Here is a 23,600-nt window from a genome sequence, read left to right on the forward strand (position 1 = left end):
GTCAGGCCCGCATCGCCCCATCCCGCTGCCGCGACTCGTCATGTCCGCGGCTGGCCCGGGCCCCAGGAACGGACCCGTGATGCAGCGGGCATCCGGCTCGGCCGCTTGCCGCCGTGTGGCGGGTTTGGAAAGAGCAACGGTACAGGCTCGCATCCAATGACCGTCGCCCTCGAGCCCCCTGCGCCGCCGGCGCCCGAACCGCCCGCACGTCCCAGTCTCGGCCACCACTGGGCAGCGCGCCTGGTGGTCGCCCTGCTGGCCCTGCTCATCGTCGGCAGCGCGGCGGCAACGATCCGCGCCATGGGCGGATTTCTCGACAGCACGCGCTCGGCGACGCACTCCCGGCAGGTGGTCGAGGGGCTCAACGACCTGCAGACGATGTTCTTCGACGCCGAGACGGGCCTGCGCGCCTCCGTGCTGACCGGCGCGACCGAACCCCTGGCGGCGCTCGACGATGCCGAGCGCAGCGCCGGGCCGCTCCTGGCGCGCCTGCAGGCCGATCTGGAGGACAACCCGCAGCAGATGGCGAGGTTGGAGGCACTGCGGCCGGCGATCACCGCCCGGCTGACGGACCTGCAGAACCTGCGCGCGCTCGGCCAGACCGCTGGCCCCGCCGCCGTGGGGGCCACGATGGCGCGCGGCGAGGACCTGCGCCTGCTGCAGGCGACGCGGGCGCAGATCGACGCGATCCGCGATGCCGAGCTCGCCCTGCTGCAGGCGCGCGAGGCGCGCACCGCGGATCGATTGCAGCGCACGAAACAACTGCTCTGGCTGTTCGCGCTCGCCACGGTGGCGTTGCTGGTCCTGGCGATCGTCCTCGCCGAGCGCGACTTCTCGCGGGCGGCGCAGCGCATCGGGAGCGAGATGGCGGCGCGCCGCGAGGGCCAGCTCCTGTTGAGCGAACAGGAGGAACAGGGCCGCGCGGTGCGCGATTCGATCATCGACGCCATCATCACCATCGACGAGGAGGGCATCATCCAGAGCGCCAACGCCGCCACCGAACAGCTTTTCGGCTACCCGGTCCACGAGGTGGTCGGCCGCAATGTCAGCATGCTGATGCCGGCGCCCTACCACGACGAGCACGACGGCTACCTGCGGGCCTATCGCACCACCGGCGTGCGCAAGATCATCGGCATCGGCCGCGAGGTCACCGCTCGGCGCCGCGACGGCAGCACCTTCCCGGTCGATCTGGCGGTCAGCGAGGCGACCGTCGGGCATCGCCGTCTCTTCACCGGCGTGCTGCGCGACCTGAGCGAGCGCAAGCGCGCCGACGCCGAGGTGCGGGAGCTGCAGCGCCTGGTGCAGGAGCGCGGCCGCCTGGCCGACATCGGCGCCGTGACGGCGCAGATCGTGCACGACCTCGGCAACCCGCTCGCCGGCCTCAGCATGCAGGTGCAGCGCCTGGTCCGCCTCATCCGCCGCCGGCCCGAGCAGTTCTCGGAAGCCGCGATCGGCGTCGCCACCCAGGTCCTGGGCAGCGTCCGCCGGCTGGACGGCATGTTGCAGGAGCTCGGCGACTTCTCGCGCCAGCAGCGCCTCGACGCCGCGCCCATCGACCCGGCGCGCTTTCTCGACGCGGTCGCCGCCGCCTGGCGCCCCGTCGCCGAGGCGCGCGGCATCGCGTTGCGCGTCGCCGCGCCGGCCGCCGACCTGGAGATCGCCGGCGACTACGCGAAGCTCTTCCGCGTCCTCGACAACCTGGTGAAGAACGCCATCGAGGCCATCGGCGCCGGCCCGGGCGAGGTCTGCCTCGCCCTCGGCGTCCTCGCCGCGCAGCGGCCGGCCGTCCGCATCTCGATCAGCGACGATGGCCCCGGCATCCCAGACGACATCGACGCCTTCCGGCTGTTCGAGACCACCAAGCACGGCGGATCCGGCCTCGGGCTGCCGATCGCCCGCCGCATCGTGGAGGCGCACGGTGGCGCGCTCACCTTCACCACCCGGGTGCCGCGCGGCACCATCTTCCACATCGACCTGCCGTTGCGGCCGCCGCAGCACCGCCACGCCGACTCGGCCGCGCAGTAGGCGGACGACGCGCCATGCGCCCTGCCCTGCCCGATCACCTGCCGATCCTCGATCGGCGCGGCGCGCCGCCGCTGGTGGCCGGCGCCTACGTCGAGCGCGAGGTGCTCGCGGCCACCGATCTCTGCGAGGCCGCGGGGCGCCTGTCACCGGCGGCCGTCGGCTGGTCGCGCCGGCCGCTGGTGCGCGCCAACCTGCACGGTCGCTGGCCGCGCAAGAAGCGTTGGAATTTCTGGAACTGGATCAGTCCCCGCTTCGTCTTCTCGGTCACCCTCGCCGACATCGACGTCGCCGCCTTCTGCCAGGCGACCTTCATCGACTTCGCGACCGGGCGCTCGCTCGCCGCGATGGCGCTGGCGCGGCCGGGCTCGCTCGACCTGCCCGAGCACGTCGAGCGCACGGTGGCGTTCCGCGGTCGCTCCATGACCTACGTGAATCGCAACGACGGCGGCGACATGACCGTCCACTTCGCCGGCACCGCCAGGAGCGGCGAGCGGATCGGCGCCGACTTCGTGGTTCGGCGGCCCCCCGGGCAGGAGAGCCTCAACATCGTCGTGCCCTGGAGCGCCGACCACTTCCAGCTCAACTCGAAGCACAACACCATGCCCTGCGAGGGCGTCGTGACGGTGGGCGAGCAGCGCTACGCCATGGATCCCGCCGACTGCCACGCGGTCCAGGACTTCGGTCGCGGCATCTGGCCGTACCGTTCGTGCTGGAACTGGGGCGTGGCGACCGGCGTTCAGGACGGCGTGCGGGTCGGGGTCAACGTCGGCGCCCGGTGGACCACCGGCACGGGCGTCAACGAGAACGGAATCCTGATCGACGGTCGCCTGCACAAGGTGATGGAGGACCTGCGCTGGGAGTACCATCCGGGCGACTGGATGCGTCCCTGGCGCGTCCGCGCCGAGCACTCGGGCGCCATCGACCTGGTGCTGGAGCCGATCTTCGCGCATCGCGTGCGCGCCAGCCTCGGCATCGTCCGCTCCGGTGGCGTCTGCTGCTTCGGACGCTGGCGGGGGAGCATTCGGGTCGACGATCGCACGCGGCCGATCCGCGAGCTGATCGGCTGGGCGGAGGAGTTCGACCACCGCTGGTAGACGGCCGCCCGCCACGCGATCGACGCCGCCAGCGGCGTCCCGCGCGGCGATTACGTCAGCCGCCCACGCTCCGCCACCGCCGCGCGATCACAACGCCGCCGAGCGATCCCGCGCAATCGTGCCTTGACCGTCGCGCCGCCAACCGATACCAAACGTTTGTTTGGTCGAGACGAGCGAGGAGGCGCGCATGCGATTGCACGATGTCAATCTGGTCGACCCCGACATCTTCCAGCAGGGCACGCCGCACGAGATGTTCCGCGTCCTGCGGCGCGAGGCGCCGGTCTACTGGCACGAGGAACCCAACGGTCCGGGTTTCTGGGCGGTCACCAAGTACGAGGACCTCAAGCACGTCTCGAAGCACCCGGGCATCTTCTCCTCCGAGCGCCAGGGGACGCTGCGCGAGGATCCGCCGGCGCAGGACCTGCCGGCGATCCAGTCGATCATGCTCAACATGGACCCGCCGCGGCATCGCCAGTACCGCACGCTGGTCAACCAGGCCTTCACGCCGCGCATGATCGCCAACCTGCACGGTCGGGTCCGCGCCATGGTGCAGGAGATCATCGACGACGTGATCGAGCGCGGCGCCTGCGACTTCGTCGAGGACGTCGCCGCCCGCCTGCCCCTGGCGGTGATCTGCGAGATGATGGGGGTGCCGGAGGAGGATCGACGCCACATCTACCTGCTCGGCAACAAGATGGTCGGCATCGACGACCCCGACCTGCAGAGCGACGGCAAGCCGATCGTCCCCGGCGACGCCATGGCCGCCTTCGGCGAGATGTTCGTCTATGCCAGCAAGCTGTGGACGATCGCCCACGAGACGCCGAGCGACGACCTCGCCACCGCCCTCGTCAACGCCGAGCTCGACGGCCGCAAGCTCGACGAGATGGAGTTCAACTTCTTCTTCCTCCTGTTGCTGATCGCCGGCAACGAGACGACGCGCACGGTGACCAGCAACGGCATGATCGCGCTGCTCGAGCACCCCGACCAGCTCGCGGCGCTGCGCGCCGATCAGCGGCTGGTCCCCAGCGCCGTCGAGGAGATCCTGCGCTTCGCCCCCGCCGTGCACACCTTCCGCCGCACCGCCACGACGCAGACCACGCTCCGCGGCCAGACCATCCGCGAGCACGACAAGCTGCTGCTCTGGTATCCCTCGGCGAACCGCGACGAGGACGTGTTCCGCGACCCCGACGTCTTCGACATCCGCCGCAGCCCGAACGACCACGTCGCGTTCGGCTTCGGCGAGCACTACTGCCTGGGCGCCAACCTCGCCCGCCTCGAGCTGCAGGAGATCTTCCGCGGCATCACCACCCGCCTGCACGACATGGAGATGACCGCGCCCCCGCGCCGCCTGCGCTCCTGCTTCATCAACGGCGTGAAGGAGATGCAGGTCCGCTTCCGCCCCGGCCCGCGGTCGCGCTGACCCCCTCCGCACTCCCCGTCGTCGGGCCGCCGCGTACGGGTGGACCGCCGATGCCCATGCCGCCGCCGGCTACCTGGGCGACGGTGGTGAAGCCGCCGAAAGTTCCGGGCACCCTCGAGGCGCGGGCCGACGACTGCGGGCCCGTGGTGAGGCGTCCCCGAGCAGCGCCAATTTGAACCGGACCCCTGACCGGATTCAGTTTGGACCAGATGGTCCCCCGGGTGCGGGAGATGGACGGGCTGCGACGCGAGCTGGCGGCGTGAGCCTATCGCCCAAGCACGAGATCGAGTCCGGCGAGCAGCAACTCGACCTGGGTTCGGGACACGCGCCCCACGCGCTCACTCAGCAACAGCTTGTCGATGGCGATGACCTGGGAGAGGTTGGCGACCGAGTCCTTCGTCAGACCCGTGCTACGGGCGCGTAGCAGCACATTCCCTGGTGCGTCGGCCCAGCGTAGGTCGCTCGTCAGCGGCACGCAGACGACGGTCGGCAAGCGACTGCGATTGAGGGCTTCGCCCTGCAATACCACGATCGGGCGGCGGAACCCCGGACCCGACCCGGTCGGATCGGGGAGGTCGGCCCACCACACCTCCCCCTGCGCGACTACTTCCATTCGGTCCGTTCGAGAATGCGCCGGGCCGCAGTCGAGACCCCAGCATCACCCTGCGGACCCACCTCCTCGCAGACGCGATTCATCGCCTCCGTGACGGCCTCCGGATCATGACGAGCCAGGTATTCGGCCACCGCCTCCGCGTACAATTGGCTGCGCGACTTCCGCAGCCTGCGCGCCAGGCGCTCCGCGCCCGCGTACACCTCGTCGGGAATCGAGATCGCCGTCTTCATACCAGAAGTATAACCGCGCCTGCTGAACGCGGGCAAGCGACGTCTGCGCAGCCGTGGGACTGAAGAACATCGCCCCTGGGCGTGTAAGCGCCAACTGCCACGCTGCTGCCGCTGTCTCCATCCGTCTGGGAGGAAACGTCCCCAAGTATCGCCAGTTTGAACACCCTAACGAGCGTTTTGAACTCGGCGGTCGCCTGGGTGCGGTTGACGGGCTGCGACGGGCGCTGGCAGCATGACGCCTCGCCGGTCCTTCGAGGTCGTGGCGGCCGTCGGGGAGGCCCGAGAAGGTTTGATTCCGGACATGCGGGGGACGTGTGCTATCGGTCGCCAGTAGCAGCGGGAGCGATGGATGAAATTTGGGCGAATCACGGTCGATCCGAAGCTCATGGGCGGCGCGCCCTGCATCCGGGGCCTGCGGATACCGGTTGCCACGGTGGTCGGGATGGTCGCCGATGGCATGGCCGAGGATGAGATCCTGCGCGGCTACCCCGACCTCGAACTGGACGACATCCGCGAGGCACTCCGCTATGCCGCTGCGGCCGTTCGCGAGCGAGAGCTGCCGCTCGTCAAGGCCGGGTGAGGTTCCTGGTCGACAACGCGCTGTCGCCAGGTGTGGCCGAAGGCCTGCGCGTCGCAGTCCACGACGCTGTGCACGTGCGCGAGTACGGCATGTCGAGTGCTGCCGACGAAGACGTCTTCGCGCGCGCCGCGCGCGACGAGCGCGTCCTGGTGTCGGCGGACACCGACTTCGGAACGCTCCTCGCCGTTCGCCAGGAGAAGCGGCCGTCGGTGATCCTGTTCCGCCGCGCGAGTCAGCGCCGGGCCGACGCGCAGTCGCAGTTGCTGTGCGTCAACCTTCCCAATGTCCAGGCCGTGCTCGAAGACGGCGCAGTCGTGGTCTTGGAGGACACACGCGTGCGGATTCGCCTGCTGCCGATCGATTGAGGCAACCCGCAGAGTTCTTACGCGGTTGACCGTTTCAGGCCGCTCCCGGAAGGTCCCGCTGTCACCTTTGGGCACGGGCGGAGGGAGCCTCCCCGACGGGATTTGAACACGGTCAGCCGGAAGCGCCCGCGGCGCCGGAAGAGCCTGGAAACACAAGCGGCACAGAGCCTCGGCGCTCTCGCCGGCGCTCCCGCCCGAGCGCCTGAATATCCCAATTCGTCCCGGCGTTTCCCGCCGAACCAGTGACGGTCACTGGTCCACGTTTTCGCTTCGCCACGTGCGCGCGAGGCCGCCGTGCGGCCCTCCCCCCTCCCTGTCGGGTGTGCATTGCGACCGCGCTTCCTTCGATTCGCCGCGTTGCCAGCAGCTCCGCTGGCCGCGCCGAGTCGCCGCGGGCCCGTCACGCCGGACGAGAGCCGGCGGTCACATCGGGCGGAGCCGCGGGGGCCGTCACGCGCCCGTCACGCGGCCACCAGATCGCCACCACGGCGCGGGTGGCACAGCCAGGCAGCAGGGGCTCGCCCTCCCGCACGTCGGCGACGACGTAGCCGGCGCGCACGGCGCGTGACACATACGCCGCCCGGAGGGACACCGGAAAGCCGACGCTGAACCCGTAGCCCGCACGCGCCATGCCGACCCGCACCAGGCGCAGCGCCCGCGCCGCCGGCTCGCGCTGGGGACCGAAGAACTCGACAAAGCGCCCGACCTGGCAGAACAGCAGCGTCCTGGGTCCCGCGTGACGGATCAAGCGGCGGTACTGGATCGAGAAGCGCAGCGCGGCGACGGGCTGGTGCGGCCAGCGCAGCAGCACTCGCCACGGATCGTCGCCGACGGGCGCGAACAGCGCCACCAGCCAGCCGTGGCGGTCCCACAGGCGCGCCCAGTGTCGGTACGCGGCGCCGTGGCGGAGATGGCCGCTGTACGAGGCCAGGATCGCGCGCAGGGCCGGCAAGGCCTCGGCGTTTCGCTCGAGGTCGAGCACCAGTGCCGCGCCGTTCCAGCGCCGGCGCAGTTGGCTGCGCCCGAATTTCCGCAGCCGCGCCTGGCAGGCCGCCAGCGTGCGGCCGCGCGGGCGGCGATGATTCCAGCAGGTCGTCCAGCCGACGAAATCGACGCCGCGGCCGACCGGCTGCGGCAGTGCGTCGGGCTCGCGCAGGCGCAGTTGCAGCCGGTCGGCGACGAAGCCCCGGATCGCCTCCCGCCAGCGGCACAGGACCCCCGCGTCGGCGTGCAGCAGGATGCAGTCGTCCACGTAGCGCAGGTAGAGCCGACAGCGCAGCTCGCGCTTCACGAACTGGTCGAGCTCGTTCAGGTAGACGTTCGCCCAGAACTGGCTGGTCAGGTTGCCGATCGGCAGGCCGCGCTCGGGGCCGTTGCCGAACAGGCTCTTCTGCGCGGGTACCGGGTAGGCCTCCGAGCTCGGCGGCGGTGTCCGCCGGGGGCCGCGCCGGAAGTGATAGTCGGCGGCGGGGTCGTGGAAGAGGATCGTGCGGGTGAGCCAGCGCAGCTCCGGGTCGCGCACGGCGCGGGCGATGATCGCGTACAGCGTCGGCTTGTCGATCGACGGGAAGAAGCTGGCGATGTCAAGCTTCAGCGCCCACGCCGGCCGCCGGCCGTTGGCCGTGACGCGGCGCAGGAACTCCATCAGGCGGGTGCTGGCCGCGAGGACGCCCTTGGCGGTGCGGCAGGCGTACGAGTCGTGGATGAAGCGCGGCTCGAAGATCGGCTCGAGGCGCGACACCAGGACGTGGTGCACGACGCGATCGCGGAAGTCGGCGGCGAACACCTCGCGCGGCTTCGGGCCCTCTGTGACGAAGCAGATCGAGCGCCCCGGCCGGTAGGTGTGCTCGCGCAGCTCTTCCTGCAGCTGCAGCAGGTTGGCCTCGGCGTCGATCTCGAAGCGGAGCTGGTTGATGGTGTTGCGCTTGTTGCGCCGGCAGGCGCGGTACTGCCGCCACAGATTCTCGAAGGCGTAGAGGTCGCTGGTCATCGCCGGCCGTCGGTGGCCTGGGGCGTGCGACGGTGCGCTGGTCGTGCCCCCGGTCTCACCGGTATGCCTCGCGCCGAGGGCGGACGCGCAGGATCCGCACGGTGCGTCCGCGGTCGTCCACCTCGTACAGGACCCGGTAGTCGCCGACCCGCAGGCGGTAGTCGTCCCGCCCGCTGCCCTGGAGCTTGCGCGCGCCGGGCGGGCGCGGCGTGGCGGCGAGCGAGCGCACGGCGCCGACGACGCGGCGGAAGACCGCCGCCGGCAGCCGCATCAGATCGCGCTCGGCCTGGGCGGCGAGAACGACCTCATGCATCCGGCGTGTACGACTTCAGGAAGTCGTCCAGCCGCCGGAACTTGAGCGGTCGCCGCCGCATGGCCTCGAGGGCGCGCAGGTCGTGCGCGTCCTCGGCCCGCTCGAGCAGCTCGCGATAGTGCTCGATGTCGAGGATGACCGCCGCGGGCTTGCCGTCGCGGAGCACGATCTCCGGCGCCTTGCGCTTCGTCTTCATGTTTCCTTGCTCCCTGGACCGGCCACGATCCCACCATACCGCGCCATGGGGCGCCCCCCAAGGCAGCGCGAGGGGTTTCAGCGCCGGGCGGCGGGAGGCCAGCCTCCCGCCGCACCGGACACGGGGCCGCGCCCCGCCGGCCAGTGCCAGCGGGGCGATTCGACGGACCATGAGCCGCCGCGGACGGCACGAACATAGAAGGTATTGCTCTTATTGTTCGCGTTCACGTTGCCGTCGTTGAAGTTCACGTTCCACGCGTTGGTCGGATTGTTCTGGTAGGTAGTAGACGACCAGTAGTTGTTCGACTGCGTGGCCCTCGCCGCTTGTTCCCGCGCGCCGCCGAACGGCGCGGCGGCCGGACCCGGACGCCTGGCCCAGCCGCGGCCGGGGAAGGCGCCCTTGTGCCTCGGCCCCGCTACGGGGCTCCGGCGTTGACCGGCGGGCAGCCGATGCCGAGGCCGCCGGTGGACGAGGGACCTCATGATCATGGCACGCTCGGCTCCGCTATCTCGTCGAGAATCACGCGCCGATTCTGGCCACGGCCCCGTTGTTGGCTCTTCAGCCAACCTTCATTCTGCCTGGCGATGTCGGTCACCAGGCGGATGGCGTGCTCGAAGGACTTGAAGGTGGGCAGCGCCTGCGCGTCGTGGCACAGGCGCAGCACCACTTTCAGCTCCTCCACCTCTTCCCGCACCTGCAGCAGTACGCGCCCCTTCTCGCGCCGGGCGTTGGCGCGCACGATGAGCTTCAGCACCCGCCGCGCCCCGTCGCGCAGATCCTGCCCGAGCGAGTACTTGTGGTAGCGTGAGAAGCCGCGCACGAGCTGCTCGAAGTACAGGCACAGCTCGTACGCCGCCTTGTAGATCGGCAGATGTTCGGTCTGCGCCATGGCGCGAAAGCGTCCTCGCTGGGGGCTCCGCCCCCAGACCCCCGAATCAAATAATCAAAGTCTCAAAGAGCCAAATGATCGATCATGAGCCGCCGCGGACGGCACGACCATAGAAGGTCCCGCTCTTATTGGTCGCGCTCACGCCGCCGTCGTTGAAGCCCACGTCCCACGCGTAGGCCGGATTGGACTGGTAGGTAGTAGACGACCAGTAGAGGTCCGACTGCGTGCAGCTGCACGTCGCCGTCGTGCAGGCTGCAGCGCAACTCGTATTGAACGTCGGGTCGATCGCCGGACTGACGCGGCCGTGGTCCGCCAGCGTGAAGAGCTCAAACGAGTTCGGCAGCCGCCAGTCCGTCTGCCCGGCGAAGGCCGTGCAGCTCCCCGTGCCGGCCCCACTGCAGCACGCGTCCGGGTTGTTCAACGCGATGCAGCCGGCCACGTTGCCGTTGAGCACCTGGATCTTCTTGAACGCGTTGTACCAGGTGAAGGTCGCGCTGAAGTCGTGGATGCCGTTGGCGTTGTTGTCGTCGAGCTTCTCCCACACCAGGCCGGTCCGGTTGTCGGTGATCGTGCCGTTGGCGTTCACCGTGTAGCTGCGCGTCTGGCCCTTCAGCGTCGTCCCGTCCTGCCCCGACGGCGAGCCCGGACACGCCCCGAGGGTGCCCCCGCCCTGGTCGCACTGCGTCTGTCCCGTGCGCAGCGGCTGGCTTGGCAGGACGGTGCCGGTCACCCCGAAGATGTCCACGCCGCTCTTGATGTTTCCGGCCACCAGGTCAGTATCGCCAGCCACCGTTCCCGTGCCGTCGTGGTAGCCCTGGCTGATCGCCACCGGCGCGGTCCCCGGCGTCACGTTCTGCTGCCCGATGTTCGCCATGCTACCCGTCAGCCCGATGCCGGCCCCACTCGAAAACGTCTTCCCGCTCAGCACGTCACCTTGCGCCGCCGTGCCGGCGTTGACCGTCGTCAGGCTGCTGGAGCAGCTCGTCAGGCTGGCATTGCACGTGCCAAGGTTCGTGTTGCAGGTGCCCAGATCCCCGGTGCACGTGCTCAGGTTCCCGTTGCACGTCGTCAGGCTCGCCGTGGTCGCGGTCAGAGTGGTGTTGCAGGTGGCAAGGTTGGTGTTGGAGGTCCCCAGGCTGCCGTTGCACGTGCCCAGGCTGGCGTTGCAGGTCGCCAGGTCCCCAGAGCAGTCCGGCAGCGGCCCACCGGCCAGCGCGGTCGCCACGTCGTCGCTGCACTGCGTGAGGAACGCCTGGATCTGCGCCTGCGTAGCGCCCGCCGGGCACTGCCCCATGCCGTTGGTGTCCGCCTGATTGAACTTGGCCGCGAAGGAGTCATCGCACTTGCCGTAGTCCGGCGTCGTCGCCGTCTTCACCGCCTTGGCCTCGGCCTTCAGCCGGCAGAAGCTGTACTTGCCCGACGTCTTCAGCTCGCTCGACTGGCACTTCTCGGCATCGCTGACCGCCCCGGCCCTCCCCGCCGCCAGTAGCAGCGCCGCTGCCGCCACCAGCACTCTCGTGATCGTCATGTCCCCTCCCGCTGACGCCCGTCCGACCCGGTCCCCCCATGGGACGCCGCGGCAGGCAGCATCTCGCGCCTGCCATATCCGCAGCGCATTATTCAAGTAGTACATTAGCGTCTGCCGCGGCGATCTCCTGGAGGGCGCCGTTCCCTTCCCTATTGGCAACCTCGTCGCGATGAGCCGGAACCGCCGCCAACCATGTCAGGCGAGCCGCCATCGAGCAGCACCGAGTCCGAGGCGCTGCGGGAGACCGACGAGGGCGTCGAGGTGTGTCGGCGATGCGCCATCGTCCGGGAAGGCCGTTGGAGCAATCGTCCTGGGAGGCCCTTGGAGCATAATGATGACGGTCGCGCGCATCACCGTCGACCCGGCCCGCATGGACGGCGCCCCTGCATCCGTGGCCTGCGCATCCCGGTGGCCACGGTGCTGGACATGGTCGCCGACGGAATGACCGAGCCGGAGATCCTCGCCGCGTACCCCGACCTCGAGGCCGACGACATCCGCGAGGGGCTGCGGGATGCCGCGCTGGCCGTTTGCGAGCGTGAGGTGCCACGCGTGAAGGCCGGGGGAGATTCCGATATCGGCCGCGCCGGCGGTGTCAGTAACTGCGTACCGCGAGTCCGGGTACGCGGTCGAAGTGCCGGACGTTGCGCGTCAGCACCGTCGCGCCGTCGACCAACGCCGCTGCCGCGATCAAGACGTCCATGGTGCCGATGGAACGCCCGGAGCCGTTCAGCACCTTCACCAGCCGTGCATACACCGGCGGCAAGCGATTGTCTGGATAGCTCACGACGAGTCCCTGACACAGCCGCCGTACGCGTTGGCGCTCCACCGCCGGCTGCCGGGCCCCCTCTGCACCGACCAACAGTTCGCACAGCGCGTGTAGCCCGACACGGACCTCTTCGCCCGCCAGCGAAGCGAGCAGCGCCGTTGCGGGACCAGCCTTGCCCCGCCGGCTCTCGCGCAGGAGATCGACGAGAAACGAGGTGTCGGCGTGGATCACAATCGGACGCGGCGCGGGCGACTGCGGCGCCGCGCCTTCACCTGCTCGTCGATCGCATCAAGCGTCGCTTCCGACAAGCGCGTCCGCTGCGCGAGCTTCAGCAGGTCCGCTCCCGTCATCTTGCGGCCGAGGCGCTGCTTGATCGTCTGCGAGAAGGATTCGCCCGGCCGCTTGCAGCGCGAGAGGATCTCGTAGGCCTCGAGGTCGATCGTGATCGTCTTGACCGCCATGCACTGACCATGCACTTACAATCGCCCGTCGGTCAACAGCCGGGAACGCCAGCGAGCGCGCGCCCAGCCGCCCGGCCTGCGGCCTGGCTCGGCCTGGTCGAGCCGCTCCGGCCGTTCCTTGATACGGATTCTGACGCGGAGAGCCCACACCAGTGACACCGCGCGTGCGGTCATTGGTCGGCGGCTGAAACCCCTTGTGGAGGAAGGCGTCCCCGACGGGATTTGAACCAAGCTGAAAGCTTGAAAACAAAGGGCTTTGTGCGCCGCGATGTGTCCCAAATGGCCCCGATTCGGGGCAGTTTGAACACCGGTGTTCAACTCGCGACAAGATCCGTGCAGGCAGGGCTTACATCCCGCGCCCGTCGTCAGCCGGTGCTTTCTTTGTAGTGATTGAAGGCTCGCTGCACGAGTTCGACCATGCTCATCCCATGGCGCACCGCGTACAGCTTGAACTCCTGGTGGAACGCGATCGGGACGCGAACATTGAGCGAGTGAATCTCGCCGGGGACGGGCTTCGTCAGGTTCTGGCTGGCACGAGCCGCCGGCGGCGGTTCTCCCTTGGTCGTGCGTGCCGGTGGCTGCTTGACCGTCGTCACCATCGGATTACGCCGCTCCTTGCAGCTCGGTCAGCTTGTCGATGCGATTGATGATGGCCTGGGCGAGCTCCTCGGCACGCTGATTCAGGCTTCGAAAGGGCGTCTCCGTCAGGGTGCGCCCCAGATCGAAGGCGCGGCGGTACGCCGTGCGCTCCGGGATGCCGCCGGGCAGAACATAGTACCCTGCCCGCTTGATGTAGTCTCGGGCCTCCTCGAGTTCGGCCGCGCTGTCGCCAACCTTGAGGAGCGCAATGGCGATCTTGCCAGCGTCGACCCGGTTCTTCGTCAGTTCATGCGCCAGCCGCACGGTCGGCTCCAGATCATCGAGGGCCAGGCCGGTAGGCAAAATCAGGAAGTGACTGACGCGGGCGACCTCGAGTGTCGCCGCCGTGGCGTGGGGCGCACCGTCAAAGATGACCAGGTCGTAATGGCCGGCGACCTTACGCGCATCTGCAACCGAAGCGAACTGCTCGACGGCGACTTGCGGGTCCGCGCCGTTGTTGAGCCGCCTCGACTGCCATTTGAAGCTCGTGGATTGCGACAGATCGAGGTCCGCGATTTTGACGTTCCAACCACCCGCCGCATACTCGCGGGCGATGATCCGGGCCAGGGTGCTCTTCCCTACCCCGCCCTTCTGCGACACGACGCCGATCAGCAATCCCATCCACCAGCCCCCCGAGCGCTTCCTTGCGTGCATGACCGCAAGCGTTCTTGGACGAAAGCGCGCTATTATACCGGATATCTATATTGTTGCAACACACAATAGCCGCAGCATCTCCACCGTGCGTGCATGCTGCAGTGCTGACAAGCGAGCATGAACGCGTACAAGCGGGACGAGGGTGGACCGAAGCCCACCCTGCCTGGCCGCTTATGCGGCCTGTTCCTGCGGCTTAGCCTTCGGCGTCCTGAGGCTAATCCGGCCGGACGCAACCGGGACCAGATCAAGCTGGAGCGTATAGCCCTCGCTATCCTTGTGCTTCCATGCGGCCCCGATCCGGGTCCAGAACCCCTCTTTGCCATCCTCGCCGTCGCGCACGTGGTAGGCGATGAAGGCTGGGGAATTCTTCTCTGTCTGAAACATGGTGTTCTCCTTTCATGGTTGGTTTCGGATGCGCGGGACACAGCAAAGGCGAAGAAGCCGCCGGCTCATGGCCAACACGGACGCTTGGAGCGGGCCGGCCATTGATCCAGCGGCGCGCCTGGCGACACGCGAAGCCTAACGAGACCAACCGGAAAGGGGAACGAGAATCGGGAGGAGGGGTCCCATTGACGAATCCACTCCGAGGGGAACGGCGCAGGCCGGCAACGAGCCAGGCGGCCGTGGCGGGGCTTGCGCGGGGGAACGCGTGCATGCATGCACGCAAAGAAGCCGCTGCTCTCCGAGCGAACCAGCCGCTCAAGCAATTCGCCTCGTCAACTATTCTCAGCCAAGCGTATCCGAGATGCGTGGAGCTCCACACGCAATCGTGATAGACGACTGCGCACTTTTTCGAACCACGTTGATGATATGAGCCTGTATGATGAAGTCACGGCGCACCCGCGCGGCGCCCAATTTTTCCGGGCGGACCTCCACATCCATTCCTACGGCGGGTCGCACGACGTGAAGGATTCCACGATGACACCCGAGGCCATCGTGGCAACGGCGATTGCTGAAGGTTTGGGCGCGATCGCTGTGACCGATCACAACGAGATCAACAACGTCGCCCCCGCGTTGGCCGCCGCGAAGAACAAGCTCTTTGTCGTGCCAGGCGTCGAACTGTCCACACCGGAAGGGCACCTCCTATGCTATCTCCCATCCCTTCCCGCACTAGAACAATTTCACGGACGATTGAGCATCGTCGATCGGGATACACCGACGTCGCGATGTCAGACCGGGGTTCTCGAGTGCCTGCGACTTTTGCACGAGATTGGAGGCTTCGGTGTCCTGGCACATGTAGATGGTGACGGCGGCTACGAGAAACACGTTCCTGGGTACGGTCCTCACAAAGTCGATGTGCTCTGCCATGCTGGCCTGCTCGGCTTGGAGCTGAAACACGAATCTTCCCCGATTCTTTACACCAATGAGGATTCTGACCCGCAGCGAGCGGCAATTGCCGCCGAGAGAATCGCTCGACTAAAGCTCGGGAGCCGCCAGTTTCTAGCGCGAGTGTCCAATTCGGACTCGCACGCGCTTACCGCACTCGGAAAAAACGCGAGCGGCGATCGCCGCGTCACCCGCATCAAGATGGACACGCCTACCTTCGCCGCTCTCAAGGTAGCGTTCGAGGACAGCGATGCGCGCGTCAGGCTCGAGGCACAGTTGCCGCCTTCGATCGCCCACGTGGTAGGTGTTCACATCGAGGGAGGATTCCTCGACGGTCAGATGATCCACTTCAGCCCGAATCTGAACTGCATCGTGGGGGGTCGGGGAACCGGCAAATCGACGACTTTCGAGGCCGTTCGCTGCCTCTGTGGCGAGCAGAGCGACAGCGACCTTGTGGATTCGGAGATATGGCCAACAAAGATGCATCTGATTTGGCAGGATGAAGCCGGCGTGCGGCATCTCCTGTGTCGCGAACTGAATGGTATCGTTGAAAATACCAATGATCCCGTGTCAGGCCCGTCCGCCTTTCGTATCGATTGCTTTGGCCAAGGAGAGACGGCCAAGATTAGCGCTCAGGCCCACTCCAATCCGATGGCACTGCTTGGATACCTCGACCGGTTTGTAGACGTCCGGCAGGCGCGTGACGATGAAGAGCAAGCACGAAGCGATCTTCTGAGCTTGCAAACCGAAATCGAAAAGGCCGAAGCCAATGTAGAGCTGATCCCACAACACGAACGGGCTCTCGCGATTGTCCAACAGCAGTTGCAAGCCCTTAAAACGGCAGGCGCTGAGGATCTCATCGAACTCCAGCGTAAACTCGCCGAGGAAGCAACACTACGTGAAGCTGTCGCGCAAAAGCTTAGTGCAGTAAAGGACATCATCGCCGGCGGTTCGCCAAAAGCAACGTTGGCAGAGCTGCGTACTCTCGCGGACCCACAACACCTAACCGTTGGTCCCACGGAGTTTCGACTAATTCTCGAGCAGGTCGGGGCCTTCGAGCAGCATTCGGCGACCGTAGATCAGACCCTGCAGGCCGCACTGAGCGGCCTGATCGCATCGACGCGCTCTGAGCTCACGAAATGGAAGGGCAAGGAGAGCGCAATTCAGGCTTCGATAGACGCGAAGCGCAAAGAGCTGGAGGCGCAAGGGCATCGCTTGGACATGGCATACATCCAGAAGCTCGCTAAGGACGAAGCGACGCATCGGCAGAGTGTGGCGGACTTAAAGACGTGGAAGCCTCATCTCAACCAACTGCGGATCAGGCGGGCCGCTGCGCTGAAAGCGCGCTGGAGCGCGCGATCTGCGATCTACACCGCGCGCGAAGGGTTTGCGAGGCGTGCCAATAGGGTGTTGCACGAATCTCTTTCAGATTTAACCGTCACTTTGAAGTTTGTCGAGAACGGGTGCTCACCAGAGGCCGAGCGGCTGATTGTCGACACGATGGGCTGGCGAACTCTACAGGTGCCAGGTGCGCGCGTACTAATTCAGAATCTTACGGTACCTAAACTGCTCGACGCAGTCAGTGCGAGGGATACAAAAGCCATTACCTCGCTGACAGTCGATGGTGCGCAGGTCTTTGATTTGAGGGCAGCGACGGTTCTCCTGGAGCGCCTTGCGCAGCCGCACGTTAGGTACCAGCTCGAACGTTGCGAATTGCATGAGCTGCCGCGCCTATTGAGTCTCGCAGAATATAGTGACGGGATCTAGAACAGCTCCGCTTGCTGCCAGAAGGCGGTCACCAGCGTGGGGCGGCGCTGCATTCGGCGCAAGGCGCGGCGCGCCACGGTGGTGAGCTGCGAGAAGTCCTTCGGACAGAAGTTGGGCAGCTCATGCTTCTTCCAGTACCCCCAGATGTATTCCACGGGGTTCAGCTCCGGCGCGTAGGCGGGCAGGTACTCCAGGTGAATCGCGCCGCGCTGGCGAGCGATGAAGTCCTTCACCAGTCGACTGCGGTGCTGCCGCAGCCCATCCCAGATGATGAGCAGCTTGCCGGGGAGGGCCCGTTGGAGACGGCCCAAGAAGTCGACGATCTCCGGACTCTTGATCGTGCCGGGGTACAGCCGGAAGTAGAACTGCCACCACGTTACGCCCGCGATCGCCGAGAGCGTCTTCCAGTGGAAGTGATACTGGAGGACCGGGGTCTGCCCCCGCGGCGCCCATGTCCGACAGCGGTGCGGGCGCTCACTGAGTCCGCTTTCATCGATGAAGACGATGGTGCGCCGCTCGCGGCGGGCTTTTTTTTAAGGGCGGGCCAGTGCTCGCGTTTCCACCAGCGGATACGGGCTTCGTCGCGCTCCAGGGCGCGCCCGGTCGGCCGCTGGCAGCTCCACCCGAGCTGCCGGAGCAAGCGCCAGACGTGGCCGGGATGGAAGCGCTCCGCGAACTCCTGCTCGATCAGCTCCGCGACGCGCCCGGTGGTCCACAACCCGGTGGGGTATCCGAGCGCTTCCGGGCCGCGCTGCAGGGCGCGTTCGAGCTGGCGGCGTTGCGAGGCGGTCAGGCGCGGTGGGCGCCCCGCGCGCCCCGCCTTCTTCAGCCCGGCCCGCCCGTGGGTCGCCAACTGCTGCACCCAGCGACTCACCGACTGGCGATGGACGCCCACCCGCCGCGCCACCTCGGCCGGTTTCACCCCGGCCTTCAGTAACCGCGCGGCCTCCAGTCGCCGCCGTTCCAACTCATCAAAATCCCGCTTCACCCCCGCCGGATTTCCCATGGATCGTCGTGTATCACATCCGCCGCTCAATGTCACTATATTTTACGATACTCAATAATAGTGCAGAAGCAAGTGACCATGCCGGGCGGATCGGCCAAACCGATGGCGAGGGAGTTTGCGGCTCTCTCGATGGGGCAGAAACAGTCCGTGTTGCTGGCACTCACGCTGTCCGCGAGCGCAACCCACCCACTGATTGTTGACCAACCGGAAGACAATCTCGATGGCGAGTTCATTTATCGCAGCCTGGTCCCTGTGTTGCGCAGAGCCAAGGAGCAACGCCAAATTATTATCGTTACGCACAATGCCAACATCGCGGTCTTAGGGGACGCAGAGCAGATTGTTGTGCTCCGCAGCACCAACGAAAGAGGGTCGATTGCGACCCGCGGGTCGATTGATCACCGGAAGACACGCGATGAGGCGTGTAAGGTATTAGAAGGAGCCCAAGAAGCCTTTGTGCGCCGCGCCCGCACGTACGGGCTGCGAATCGAAGCGTAACTGCCGCCAAATGCAAGCGCCTCCCGCGAGAGTGAACACTGCCACGAGAATGAACAATACCACAGGCGGCAAAGTTGTCGCTGCTACCTCGACAACCCAGTGAACACCGGAGTGCATCTTGATGGACTACTTCACCGTAGAGGAGCTGCATCGGATTGCCGTCGAGCTTCTTCGAAACGGAGAGGAACTTCAGAACATCCTCGACCGCAAGGACTCACCTGGATTACTCGAGCGAATTCCAAGCCTACTTTCTGCGCTGTGCGAGACCGTTAGCCGTCTTCACGAACTTCTTGGGGACCCAAATTCCCCGCTCGCCGACGTAGTAAGGCGCGCTGCAGGGATCCAATACTCTGCCGTAGGTCACCTTGAGCGGTTTCTGACTGAGCATAGCAACACCCTTAAATCTCTCGGCATTAGTCCGGTATTCGTAGACCGCGTACGCGATGTTCTTAGGGAGCAAGTCGATGCGCGTGGCGAGCACGACCTAGAGAACCCCGAGATCCTCGACCCAGAGGTCGTGGAGATCGTCCGTGACTTCAGCACACTCGTCTGCGAGGTGTCCCGGATCCCAGAAGTCACCCGTGAAATGCTTGAAGGTGTTGCGGAAGGGGTCATTGGCACTGCTTTGGTTGTCGTCGATATCACGTCAGCGGCAACGGTCGCACCTCATGACTTCACGGGCTGGACCCTGGTTAAAGTTATCAAATCCGTTTGGTCCGGGACGACAAAGATCCGAAGGGCCATCGGTCGTCTAAAGGAAGCGATAGCCTTCTTCAGGGGGCACAAAGAGACGGAGCGACGACAGGCCGAACTGAAGAAGCGACCGCCGGCGAAATCGCCCCTTGATAAGAAGTCACGCTGACACGTCGGACTCTTCAGGGCGCTGGATGCGGGTTCTAACCGCACAGTCCCCGGTGAGCTTGGGCCGAAGTGCCTAAGGGCGGGTTGCCCGAAGATAATCAAGCTCATGTTTAGATTTGCTATGTAACATAACGTCCTTTATGTTGCACTGTATGCGCCCGCTGGTAGGTGCCCCATATCGACCGCGTTAACCATTTCGAAATCCCAGCCCCTGCTTCCGGGCGAGTTCCCCGGCGTGCCCAGGATCATCGCCGCGGCCGGCGATCGGGCGCGGCGTCGCTTCCTCGAATTCTTCACGGCGACGATCCGGAACAAGAACACTCGGGCAGCCTACGCGCGGGCCACCCGGGATTTCTTCGTCTGGTGTGACGTGCGAGGCCTTCACGGGCTCGCGGAAATCGAACCCGTCGTCGTCGCCACCTACATAGAGGAGTTGACCGGCCGCCGATCGGCTCCCACCGTCAAGCAGCACCTGGCGGCACTCCGGATGCTGTTCGACTGGCTTTTGACCGGCCAGGTGGTCCTGCACAACCCGGCCAGCGCCGTCCGCGGACCTCGGCACATCGTGCGCCGCGGCAAGACGCCAGTCCTGTCCGTCGAGGAGACGCGTCAGCTGCTGAACGGCATCGATATCGGCAACGTCGTCGGCCTGCGTGACCGCGCGGTCATTGCCGTCATGGTCTACAGCTTCGCTCGCGTCGGCGCCGTTGCCGGGATGAAGGTCGCGGACTACTACACCCAGGGGCGACGTGCCTGGCTGCGGCTGCACGAGAAAGGCGGCAAGCGGCACGATGTGCCGGCGCACCATAAGGCCGAGGAGTACCTGGACGCCTACATTGCTTCCGCCGGCATCGCCGAAGAGAAGAATTCTCCCCTTTTCCGTACCACCCGTGGTAAGACGCGGTTCCTGACCGAGACGCGCATGAACCGCACCGACGTTTTCCGGATGATTCAACGCCGCGCCGGCGACGTCGGCCTTTCAACGGCGGTGTGCTGTCACAGTTTCCGGGCGACCGGCATCACGGCCTATCTCGAAAACGGCGGTACGCTCGAGCACGCGCAGCAGATCGCGGCGCACGAGTCGCCGCGGACGACGAAGCTTTACGACCGCACCGACGATCAGATCACACTAGATGAAGTCGAGAGGATTTCGATCTGACGTGTTGGCTGTGTCCCGGAACGTCACCGGCAACCTCTTATCGGACGCTTCCTGCCCCAGTGCTGGCGCAAGTTCGCGAGTTGCCGGCGGTAACGTTCCGGGAAGATCTGGCGGTGGCTCGTTACGCTCGAGGTCTACCCGCCGCGCGCCGGAGCGGTGGTGTTTGGAACTTTGCTCCTCCAATGCCTGTCCGGGTCTCAGCGTGCAAGCCTCAATGGCCTCTCATTTTTCGTCGAGATCACCCACGCCCCCTCCTTTGCTGACTACGAACAGCCACATTGATACCGCGGTGGCGTGCAGGATGAGCAGAGTACTCCATTGCAAGTTTGTCCGGCCGGGCAATCGCCCAGCTCACAGCCGGAGATAGCGCAGTCTTCAGGCCCCGCGTACGCGCTGCAGAAGAACGGGTATCCGCAAGGGATTGACACGGTGCAGCCGCCCCCCGTGCCGTCGCAGGGTATTAAAGGTCGCGATGACGTGCCGGCGTAAAATAGTAACCTGCACATTACCGCAGCTCTGCCGTTGGGAAGGGTGAAGGGTGCACTGCAGCGGGGGCGGATGGAACGGGAGAGAGTGCCATCAGTCCCAAACGGGTACCCACTTGGTGGCACACTGCCAGTACTATCAAGCCCCAAGTCAGATCGAAACATCACACGACCATCTAAATTGAAACCCGTTACAAGACATCCTGCGGCATCAGCAAAAGGATCGCCGGTCGATATACATGTGTACGTCCCGAAATTAACAAACTCCGGTGGCACTTCGTCCAACACATTCCACGGGGGAATCCCAAAGACGGCTTCAACCTGACAGTCAGCGGGAGTGCCGCATGTTTCGGTTACGGTCGGCGCCGCAGTTGGGGTCGGCGTCGGGGTCAAGGTCGCCGTCGGGCGATCCGTTGCGGTCACCGAGGGCGTCCCTTTCGGCGTCGCCGTGGTGCCAGTATCTGTTGGCGTTGGTATCTTTTGTGTTTCGGTGGGAGTGGGTGTAGACGAAGCGCCCCAATGGGCGAGAGCAAACTGATAAGCAGCGTCGCCTCCGAGAAAGATTCCGACACCGCAGACGGTTTCGACGAACACCTCACAAGCAGCTATAAGGGGCGGTGCCTCTGCCGCCAGCAGGCAGGCACCAGCTAGCGCGGCACATCCCGGTTCGGCTGCAAGCGTCACTCTCACTGCGAATACAAGAGAGGCGATGTCGCAGAAGATGCCACCATCGCTGGAATCTGTCTGTCGCAGGTTGGCTTCCAGCAGGTTGACTGGAGTAAACTCGCGAAGCTTCTGAGATCTGGCATCGGCGGCGGTGACGTTCGATATCCATGATGGCGTGGATGCCAGTGCCATTAGAGCGAGAATGGACTGCTCCGAGGCGGCCCACTTGTCTGGACTAGAACCTGAGTCAATATCGCGCCTAAGCGCTGCGGCTATGGAATCGACAGACTGCGATAACGACCGTACGCCAAGTTGAGAGTTCCCGATCTGAACGAAAGCAGATCCGTCACTAGTCGCAACGATAGTGGCTCGGCCATTGTTGCCGAATGCTGCATCAAGCAGGCCCGTTACTATACCGTCGGCTGACACGTTTAGAGTCCCGTTGAGCGTGACCGGAGCTGGCAAGGAAGCGTCAGTTATGGTCTCGTTGTTAAACTCCATCGGGATAAACCCCGACGGCGGACACCCGATCAAAGCGGCGCCGACGGCGGCGACCAGTTCGTTGATGCTGATGGCGCTGTCATGATTCCCGTCTCCGGCCGTGCACGTTGAGATGCCGGTGTTGCCGAGGGCGATATTCACCATCGCAATCAGCTCGTTCACCGTGACCGTATTCCCGCCGTTGCAGTCGCCGGGACAGGCAGACTGAGCGTGACTCGGCAGGATGCGGAGAAGAAGCAAGGCAAGAGGCGTGAGCACGAGCGCGAGGCAACGGCACGACCGGATCATTTCGACCCTCCCCCCCAGAGGCCACTCGGTCCCAGAGCACGATCGCCAAGACCATAAATGCAGACTCGGGCCCTATTCACTGACACGTGCAGCTAGCAGTACACGTCAGGCCACCGCCGCACGATTCCCGCGGCCCGCATTCAAACAAAGACCCGTAAGTCCGCCCTGCAGTTGAATATCCACACGGAATGGCTGCATTGCAGCCATTTGGTTCCTCGCAAGGCAACGAGGTCGGCTCCAAAGGCGAGTTCCAGAGCGAGCATCGGATATACGTATCGTTAAAAGATGCGATATAATACGGCGCGCTACACCGAGCCAAATAGAATCCAACAATTGGCTTCACAGAGTAGCCGCTCGGCGGCACACTGCCGGTGCTGTCCAAGCCCAGGTCAGACCGGAAGAATAACCTGCCATCGTATCCAAATTCTTGCGTGACGCAGGCGGCGGCGTCTGCAAACGGATCGGAGGTGGCCGGGCAGTTCGCGATGCCCCCATTCACAAGCGGCGGAGTCCCCTGAAGTTCGTCCCAGGGCGGCACTCCGAAAGCGGCTTGCACCTGACAGTCCGCCGGGATGCCACAGGTCGGATTCGGCGTGCCCGTCGGCCGCGGGGTGTCCGGTGCCGGTGTGGGCGTTGTCGTCGGCGTCGGCCTAGGCGAACATTCCTCATCCGGCAGGCCAAACAACCGGCACACACCAACAGGGTTGATATCGCTTATCCGCTGCACGAGATACTGCATGTATTCCGATGTAGCGGCCGTAGCGGCGGCGCGAGCCTCGTAGTGCCGCTCCTGGCCATGCCAGCAGGAGAATGGCGGCTCAACACACGAATCCGCGGCCGCCTGCTCGCAGGGCTGGTCCTTGTTGATGCCTTTGCAGCCCTTTGTGCAGGGGGAAGAACATGATGTGTCTGGTGGAACCCCCATTCCGTGCTGGCATTTTCCCTTGCGTGGAAGGGCTTGGGATTGGCTACATGCCGCGCATGGCCCTAAAGACATTGTCCAATCGTCTACAGAAAAGTAACCGGTCGTGAGTTTCTGCGGTCCATTTCGTCTATAGGCAGGCCCGACAGACAACAACATTCCGGCATCATTTGCGTCACAAAAGGCATCGCCGGGTAGTGGGTCGAGTAGAGTAGTTTTTCCAAACTGCCAGCCGTAAACCATCGTGAGAGTACCGTACGGATACAGCGAAACAAAATTGCTATGGGAGTAAAAGTCTTGTATCGCGTGCAGTGCTTCACCGACTCGTTGAACTGGGTTCTGTGTGATCACGCATGATAAG

The 23,600-nt window shown here is 65.4% G+C and carries 22 protein-coding genes and 2 pseudogenes; 10 read left to right on the top strand and 14 right to left on the bottom strand.

Annotated features, from left to right (window positions below):
* Positions 1 to 156: 156 nt before the first annotated feature.
* The 3 genes from KF840_23370 to KF840_23380 all read left to right on the top strand — a co-directional run bounded on the left by KF840_23370 (position 157) and on the right by KF840_23380 (position 4,539).
* Entirely contained in the window at positions 157 to 2,025 is a 1,869-nt protein-coding gene (locus KF840_23370; protein MBX3027846.1) for a PAS domain S-box protein, read from the top strand.
* A gap of 14 nt (positions 2,026 to 2,039) precedes the next feature.
* The gene (locus tag KF840_23375; GenBank protein MBX3027847.1) at positions 2,040 to 3,119 is read left to right on the top strand and encodes a DUF2804 domain-containing protein; all 1,080 of its coding nucleotides are present in this window, start codon (positions 2,040 to 2,042) and stop codon (positions 3,117 to 3,119) included.
* 187 nt (positions 3,120 to 3,306) lie between these two features.
* On the top strand, positions 3,307 to 4,539 hold the full coding sequence (locus tag KF840_23380; protein MBX3027848.1) for a cytochrome P450: 1,233 nt from the start codon (positions 3,307 to 3,309) through the stop codon (positions 4,537 to 4,539).
* A gap of 265 nt (positions 4,540 to 4,804) precedes the next feature.
* On the opposite strand, the gene KF840_23385 is transcribed toward KF840_23380, so the two are convergent.
* Complete coding sequence (locus KF840_23385) at positions 4,805 to 5,152, bottom strand: type II toxin-antitoxin system PemK/MazF family toxin (GenBank protein MBX3027849.1); 348 nt, start codon at positions 5,150 to 5,152, stop codon at positions 4,805 to 4,807.
* Positions 5,143 to 5,382, bottom strand: coding sequence for a ribbon-helix-helix protein, CopG family (locus KF840_23390; GenBank protein MBX3027850.1), 240 nt, complete (start codon positions 5,380 to 5,382; stop codon positions 5,143 to 5,145). The genes KF840_23385 and KF840_23390 overlap by 10 nt, the downstream gene beginning before the upstream one ends.
* A 349-nt stretch (positions 5,383 to 5,731) precedes the next feature.
* Here KF840_23390 and KF840_23395 point away from each other — a divergent pair, with 349 nt between their 5' ends.
* Positions 5,732 to 5,962: a DUF433 domain-containing protein gene (locus KF840_23395; GenBank protein ID MBX3027851.1), complete on the top strand. Its 231-nt coding sequence runs from the start codon at positions 5,732 to 5,734 to the stop codon at positions 5,960 to 5,962.
* Positions 5,959 to 6,327, top strand: coding sequence for a DUF5615 family PIN-like protein (locus tag KF840_23400; protein MBX3027852.1), 369 nt, complete (start codon positions 5,959 to 5,961; stop codon positions 6,325 to 6,327). The genes KF840_23395 and KF840_23400 overlap by 4 nt, the downstream gene beginning before the upstream one ends.
* 400 nt (positions 6,328 to 6,727) lie before the next feature.
* Here KF840_23400 and KF840_23405 read toward each other — a convergent pair whose 3' ends face one another.
* The 6 genes from KF840_23405 to KF840_23430 form a co-directional block, all read right to left on the bottom strand.
* Positions 6,728 to 8,317: a hypothetical protein gene (locus KF840_23405; protein MBX3027853.1), complete on the bottom strand. Its 1,590-nt coding sequence runs from the start codon at positions 8,315 to 8,317 to the stop codon at positions 6,728 to 6,730.
* Positions 8,318 to 8,372: 55 nt separating this feature from the next.
* A complete protein-coding gene (locus tag KF840_23410; protein ID MBX3027854.1) occupies positions 8,373 to 8,630 on the bottom strand; it encodes a type II toxin-antitoxin system RelE/ParE family toxin in 258 nt (85 codons plus the stop codon).
* Entirely contained in the window at positions 8,623 to 8,826 is a 204-nt protein-coding gene (locus KF840_23415) for a type II toxin-antitoxin system Phd/YefM family antitoxin (GenBank protein MBX3027855.1), read from the bottom strand. Before KF840_23415 ends, KF840_23410 begins: the two co-directional genes overlap by 8 nt.
* A 77-nt stretch (positions 8,827 to 8,903) precedes the next feature.
* A complete protein-coding gene (locus KF840_23420) occupies positions 8,904 to 9,314 on the bottom strand; it encodes a DUF1566 domain-containing protein (GenBank protein ID MBX3027856.1) in 411 nt (136 codons plus the stop codon).
* Positions 9,311 to 9,715 carry a four helix bundle protein gene (locus KF840_23425; protein MBX3027857.1) on the bottom strand — a complete coding sequence of 135 codons (405 nt, stop codon included), beginning with the start codon at positions 9,713 to 9,715 and terminating at the stop codon, positions 9,311 to 9,313. Before KF840_23425 ends, KF840_23420 begins: the two co-directional genes overlap by 4 nt.
* Before the next feature lie 82 nt (positions 9,716 to 9,797).
* Positions 9,798 to 11,243, bottom strand: coding sequence for a DUF1566 domain-containing protein (locus tag KF840_23430; GenBank protein MBX3027858.1), 1,446 nt, complete (start codon positions 11,241 to 11,243; stop codon positions 9,798 to 9,800).
* 334 nt (positions 11,244 to 11,577) lie between these two features.
* Between KF840_23430 and KF840_23435 the strand changes: the two are divergent.
* Positions 11,578 to 11,789, top strand: a pseudogene (locus KF840_23435) (DUF433 domain-containing protein).
* 46 nt (positions 11,790 to 11,835) lie between these two features.
* Here KF840_23435 and KF840_23440 read toward each other — a convergent pair.
* The 5 genes from KF840_23440 to KF840_23460 all read right to left on the bottom strand — a co-directional run bounded on the left by KF840_23440 (position 11,836) and on the right by KF840_23460 (position 14,147).
* On the bottom strand, positions 11,836 to 12,240 hold the full coding sequence (locus KF840_23440) for a type II toxin-antitoxin system VapC family toxin (protein ID MBX3027859.1): 405 nt from the start codon (positions 12,238 to 12,240) through the stop codon (positions 11,836 to 11,838).
* Positions 12,237 to 12,470 (bottom strand): antitoxin VapB family protein, encoded by a 234-nt coding sequence (locus KF840_23445; protein ID MBX3027860.1) that lies wholly within the window; start codon positions 12,468 to 12,470, stop codon positions 12,237 to 12,239. Before KF840_23445 ends, KF840_23440 begins: the two co-directional genes overlap by 4 nt.
* A gap of 365 nt (positions 12,471 to 12,835) precedes the next feature.
* Entirely contained in the window at positions 12,836 to 13,069 is a 234-nt protein-coding gene (locus tag KF840_23450) for a hypothetical protein (GenBank protein ID MBX3027861.1), read from the bottom strand.
* A gap of 4 nt (positions 13,070 to 13,073) precedes the next feature.
* Positions 13,074 to 13,730 (bottom strand): ParA family protein, encoded by a 657-nt coding sequence (locus tag KF840_23455; protein MBX3027862.1) that lies wholly within the window; start codon positions 13,728 to 13,730, stop codon positions 13,074 to 13,076.
* Positions 13,731 to 13,934: 204 nt separating this feature from the next.
* Positions 13,935 to 14,147: a hypothetical protein gene (locus KF840_23460; GenBank protein MBX3027863.1), complete on the bottom strand. Its 213-nt coding sequence runs from the start codon at positions 14,145 to 14,147 to the stop codon at positions 13,935 to 13,937.
* A gap of 426 nt (positions 14,148 to 14,573) precedes the next feature.
* Between KF840_23460 and KF840_23465 the strand changes: the two genes are divergently transcribed.
* Positions 14,574 to 16,856 carry a PHP domain-containing protein gene (locus KF840_23465; GenBank protein ID MBX3027864.1) on the top strand — a complete coding sequence of 761 codons (2,283 nt, stop codon included), beginning with the start codon at positions 14,574 to 14,576 and terminating at the stop codon, positions 16,854 to 16,856.
* Here the strand turns inward: KF840_23465 and KF840_23470 are convergent.
* Positions 16,853 to 17,862 (bottom strand): annotated as a pseudogene (locus tag KF840_23470) (IS630 family transposase). The gene KF840_23465 and the pseudogene KF840_23470 sit on opposite strands and share 4 nt — an antisense overlap.
* 60 nt (positions 17,863 to 17,922) lie before the next feature.
* On the opposite strand from KF840_23470, the gene KF840_23475 reads away from it, so the two are divergent.
* From KF840_23475 to KF840_23485, 3 genes are all read left to right on the top strand, one after another.
* A complete protein-coding gene (locus KF840_23475) occupies positions 17,923 to 18,357 on the top strand; it encodes a hypothetical protein (GenBank protein ID MBX3027865.1) in 435 nt (144 codons plus the stop codon).
* A gap of 121 nt (positions 18,358 to 18,478) precedes the next feature.
* A complete protein-coding gene (locus KF840_23480) occupies positions 18,479 to 19,219 on the top strand; it encodes a hypothetical protein (protein MBX3027866.1) in 741 nt (246 codons plus the stop codon).
* Positions 19,220 to 19,411: 192 nt separating this feature from the next.
* Positions 19,412 to 20,377, top strand: coding sequence for a tyrosine-type recombinase/integrase (locus tag KF840_23485; protein MBX3027867.1), 966 nt, complete (start codon positions 19,412 to 19,414; stop codon positions 20,375 to 20,377).
* Positions 20,378 to 23,600 lie beyond the last annotated feature (3,223 nt).

This window comes from bacterium (genome assembly GCA_019637795.1).
Lineage (GTDB): Bacteria > Desulfobacterota > Binatia > HRBIN30 > CADEER01 > JAHBUY01.

What these genes read in the sequence shown, in the direction of transcription:
- KF840_23370 (MBX3027846.1), top strand. Translation starts at nt 157, where the DNA reads ATGACCGTCGCCCTCGAGCCCCCTGCGCCGCCGGCGCCCGAACCGCCC.
- KF840_23375 (MBX3027847.1), top strand. Translation starts at nt 2,040, where the DNA reads ATGCGCCCTGCCCTGCCCGATCACCTGCCGATCCTCGATCGGCGCGGC.
- KF840_23380 (MBX3027848.1), top strand. Translation starts at nt 3,307, where the DNA reads ATGCGATTGCACGATGTCAATCTGGTCGACCCCGACATCTTCCAGCAG.
- KF840_23385 (MBX3027849.1), bottom strand. Translation starts at nt 5,152, where the DNA reads ATGGAAGTAGTCGCGCAGGGGGAGGTGTGGTGGGCCGACCTCCCCGAT.
- KF840_23390 (MBX3027850.1), bottom strand. Translation starts at nt 5,382, where the DNA reads ATGAAGACGGCGATCTCGATTCCCGACGAGGTGTACGCGGGCGCGGAG.
- KF840_23395 (MBX3027851.1), top strand. Translation starts at nt 5,732, where the DNA reads ATGAAATTTGGGCGAATCACGGTCGATCCGAAGCTCATGGGCGGCGCG.
- KF840_23405 (MBX3027853.1), bottom strand. Translation starts at nt 8,317, where the DNA reads ATGACCAGCGACCTCTACGCCTTCGAGAATCTGTGGCGGCAGTACCGC.
- KF840_23410 (MBX3027854.1), bottom strand. Translation starts at nt 8,630, where the DNA reads ATGCATGAGGTCGTTCTCGCCGCCCAGGCCGAGCGCGATCTGATGCGG.
- KF840_23415 (MBX3027855.1), bottom strand. Translation starts at nt 8,826, where the DNA reads ATGAAGACGAAGCGCAAGGCGCCGGAGATCGTGCTCCGCGACGGCAAG.
- KF840_23420 (MBX3027856.1), bottom strand. Translation starts at nt 9,314, where the DNA reads ATGATCATGAGGTCCCTCGTCCACCGGCGGCCTCGGCATCGGCTGCCC.
- KF840_23425 (MBX3027857.1), bottom strand. Translation starts at nt 9,715, where the DNA reads ATGGCGCAGACCGAACATCTGCCGATCTACAAGGCGGCGTACGAGCTG.
- KF840_23430 (MBX3027858.1), bottom strand. Translation starts at nt 11,243, where the DNA reads ATGACGATCACGAGAGTGCTGGTGGCGGCAGCGGCGCTGCTACTGGCG.
- KF840_23445 (MBX3027860.1), bottom strand. Translation starts at nt 12,470, where the DNA reads ATGGCGGTCAAGACGATCACGATCGACCTCGAGGCCTACGAGATCCTC.
- KF840_23450 (MBX3027861.1), bottom strand. Translation starts at nt 13,069, where the DNA reads ATGGTGACGACGGTCAAGCAGCCACCGGCACGCACGACCAAGGGAGAA.
- KF840_23455 (MBX3027862.1), bottom strand. Translation starts at nt 13,730, where the DNA reads ATGGGATTGCTGATCGGCGTCGTGTCGCAGAAGGGCGGGGTAGGGAAG.
- KF840_23460 (MBX3027863.1), bottom strand. Translation starts at nt 14,147, where the DNA reads ATGTTTCAGACAGAGAAGAATTCCCCAGCCTTCATCGCCTACCACGTG.
- KF840_23465 (MBX3027864.1), top strand. Translation starts at nt 14,574, where the DNA reads ATGAGCCTGTATGATGAAGTCACGGCGCACCCGCGCGGCGCCCAATTT.
- KF840_23480 (MBX3027866.1), top strand. Translation starts at nt 18,479, where the DNA reads ATGGACTACTTCACCGTAGAGGAGCTGCATCGGATTGCCGTCGAGCTT.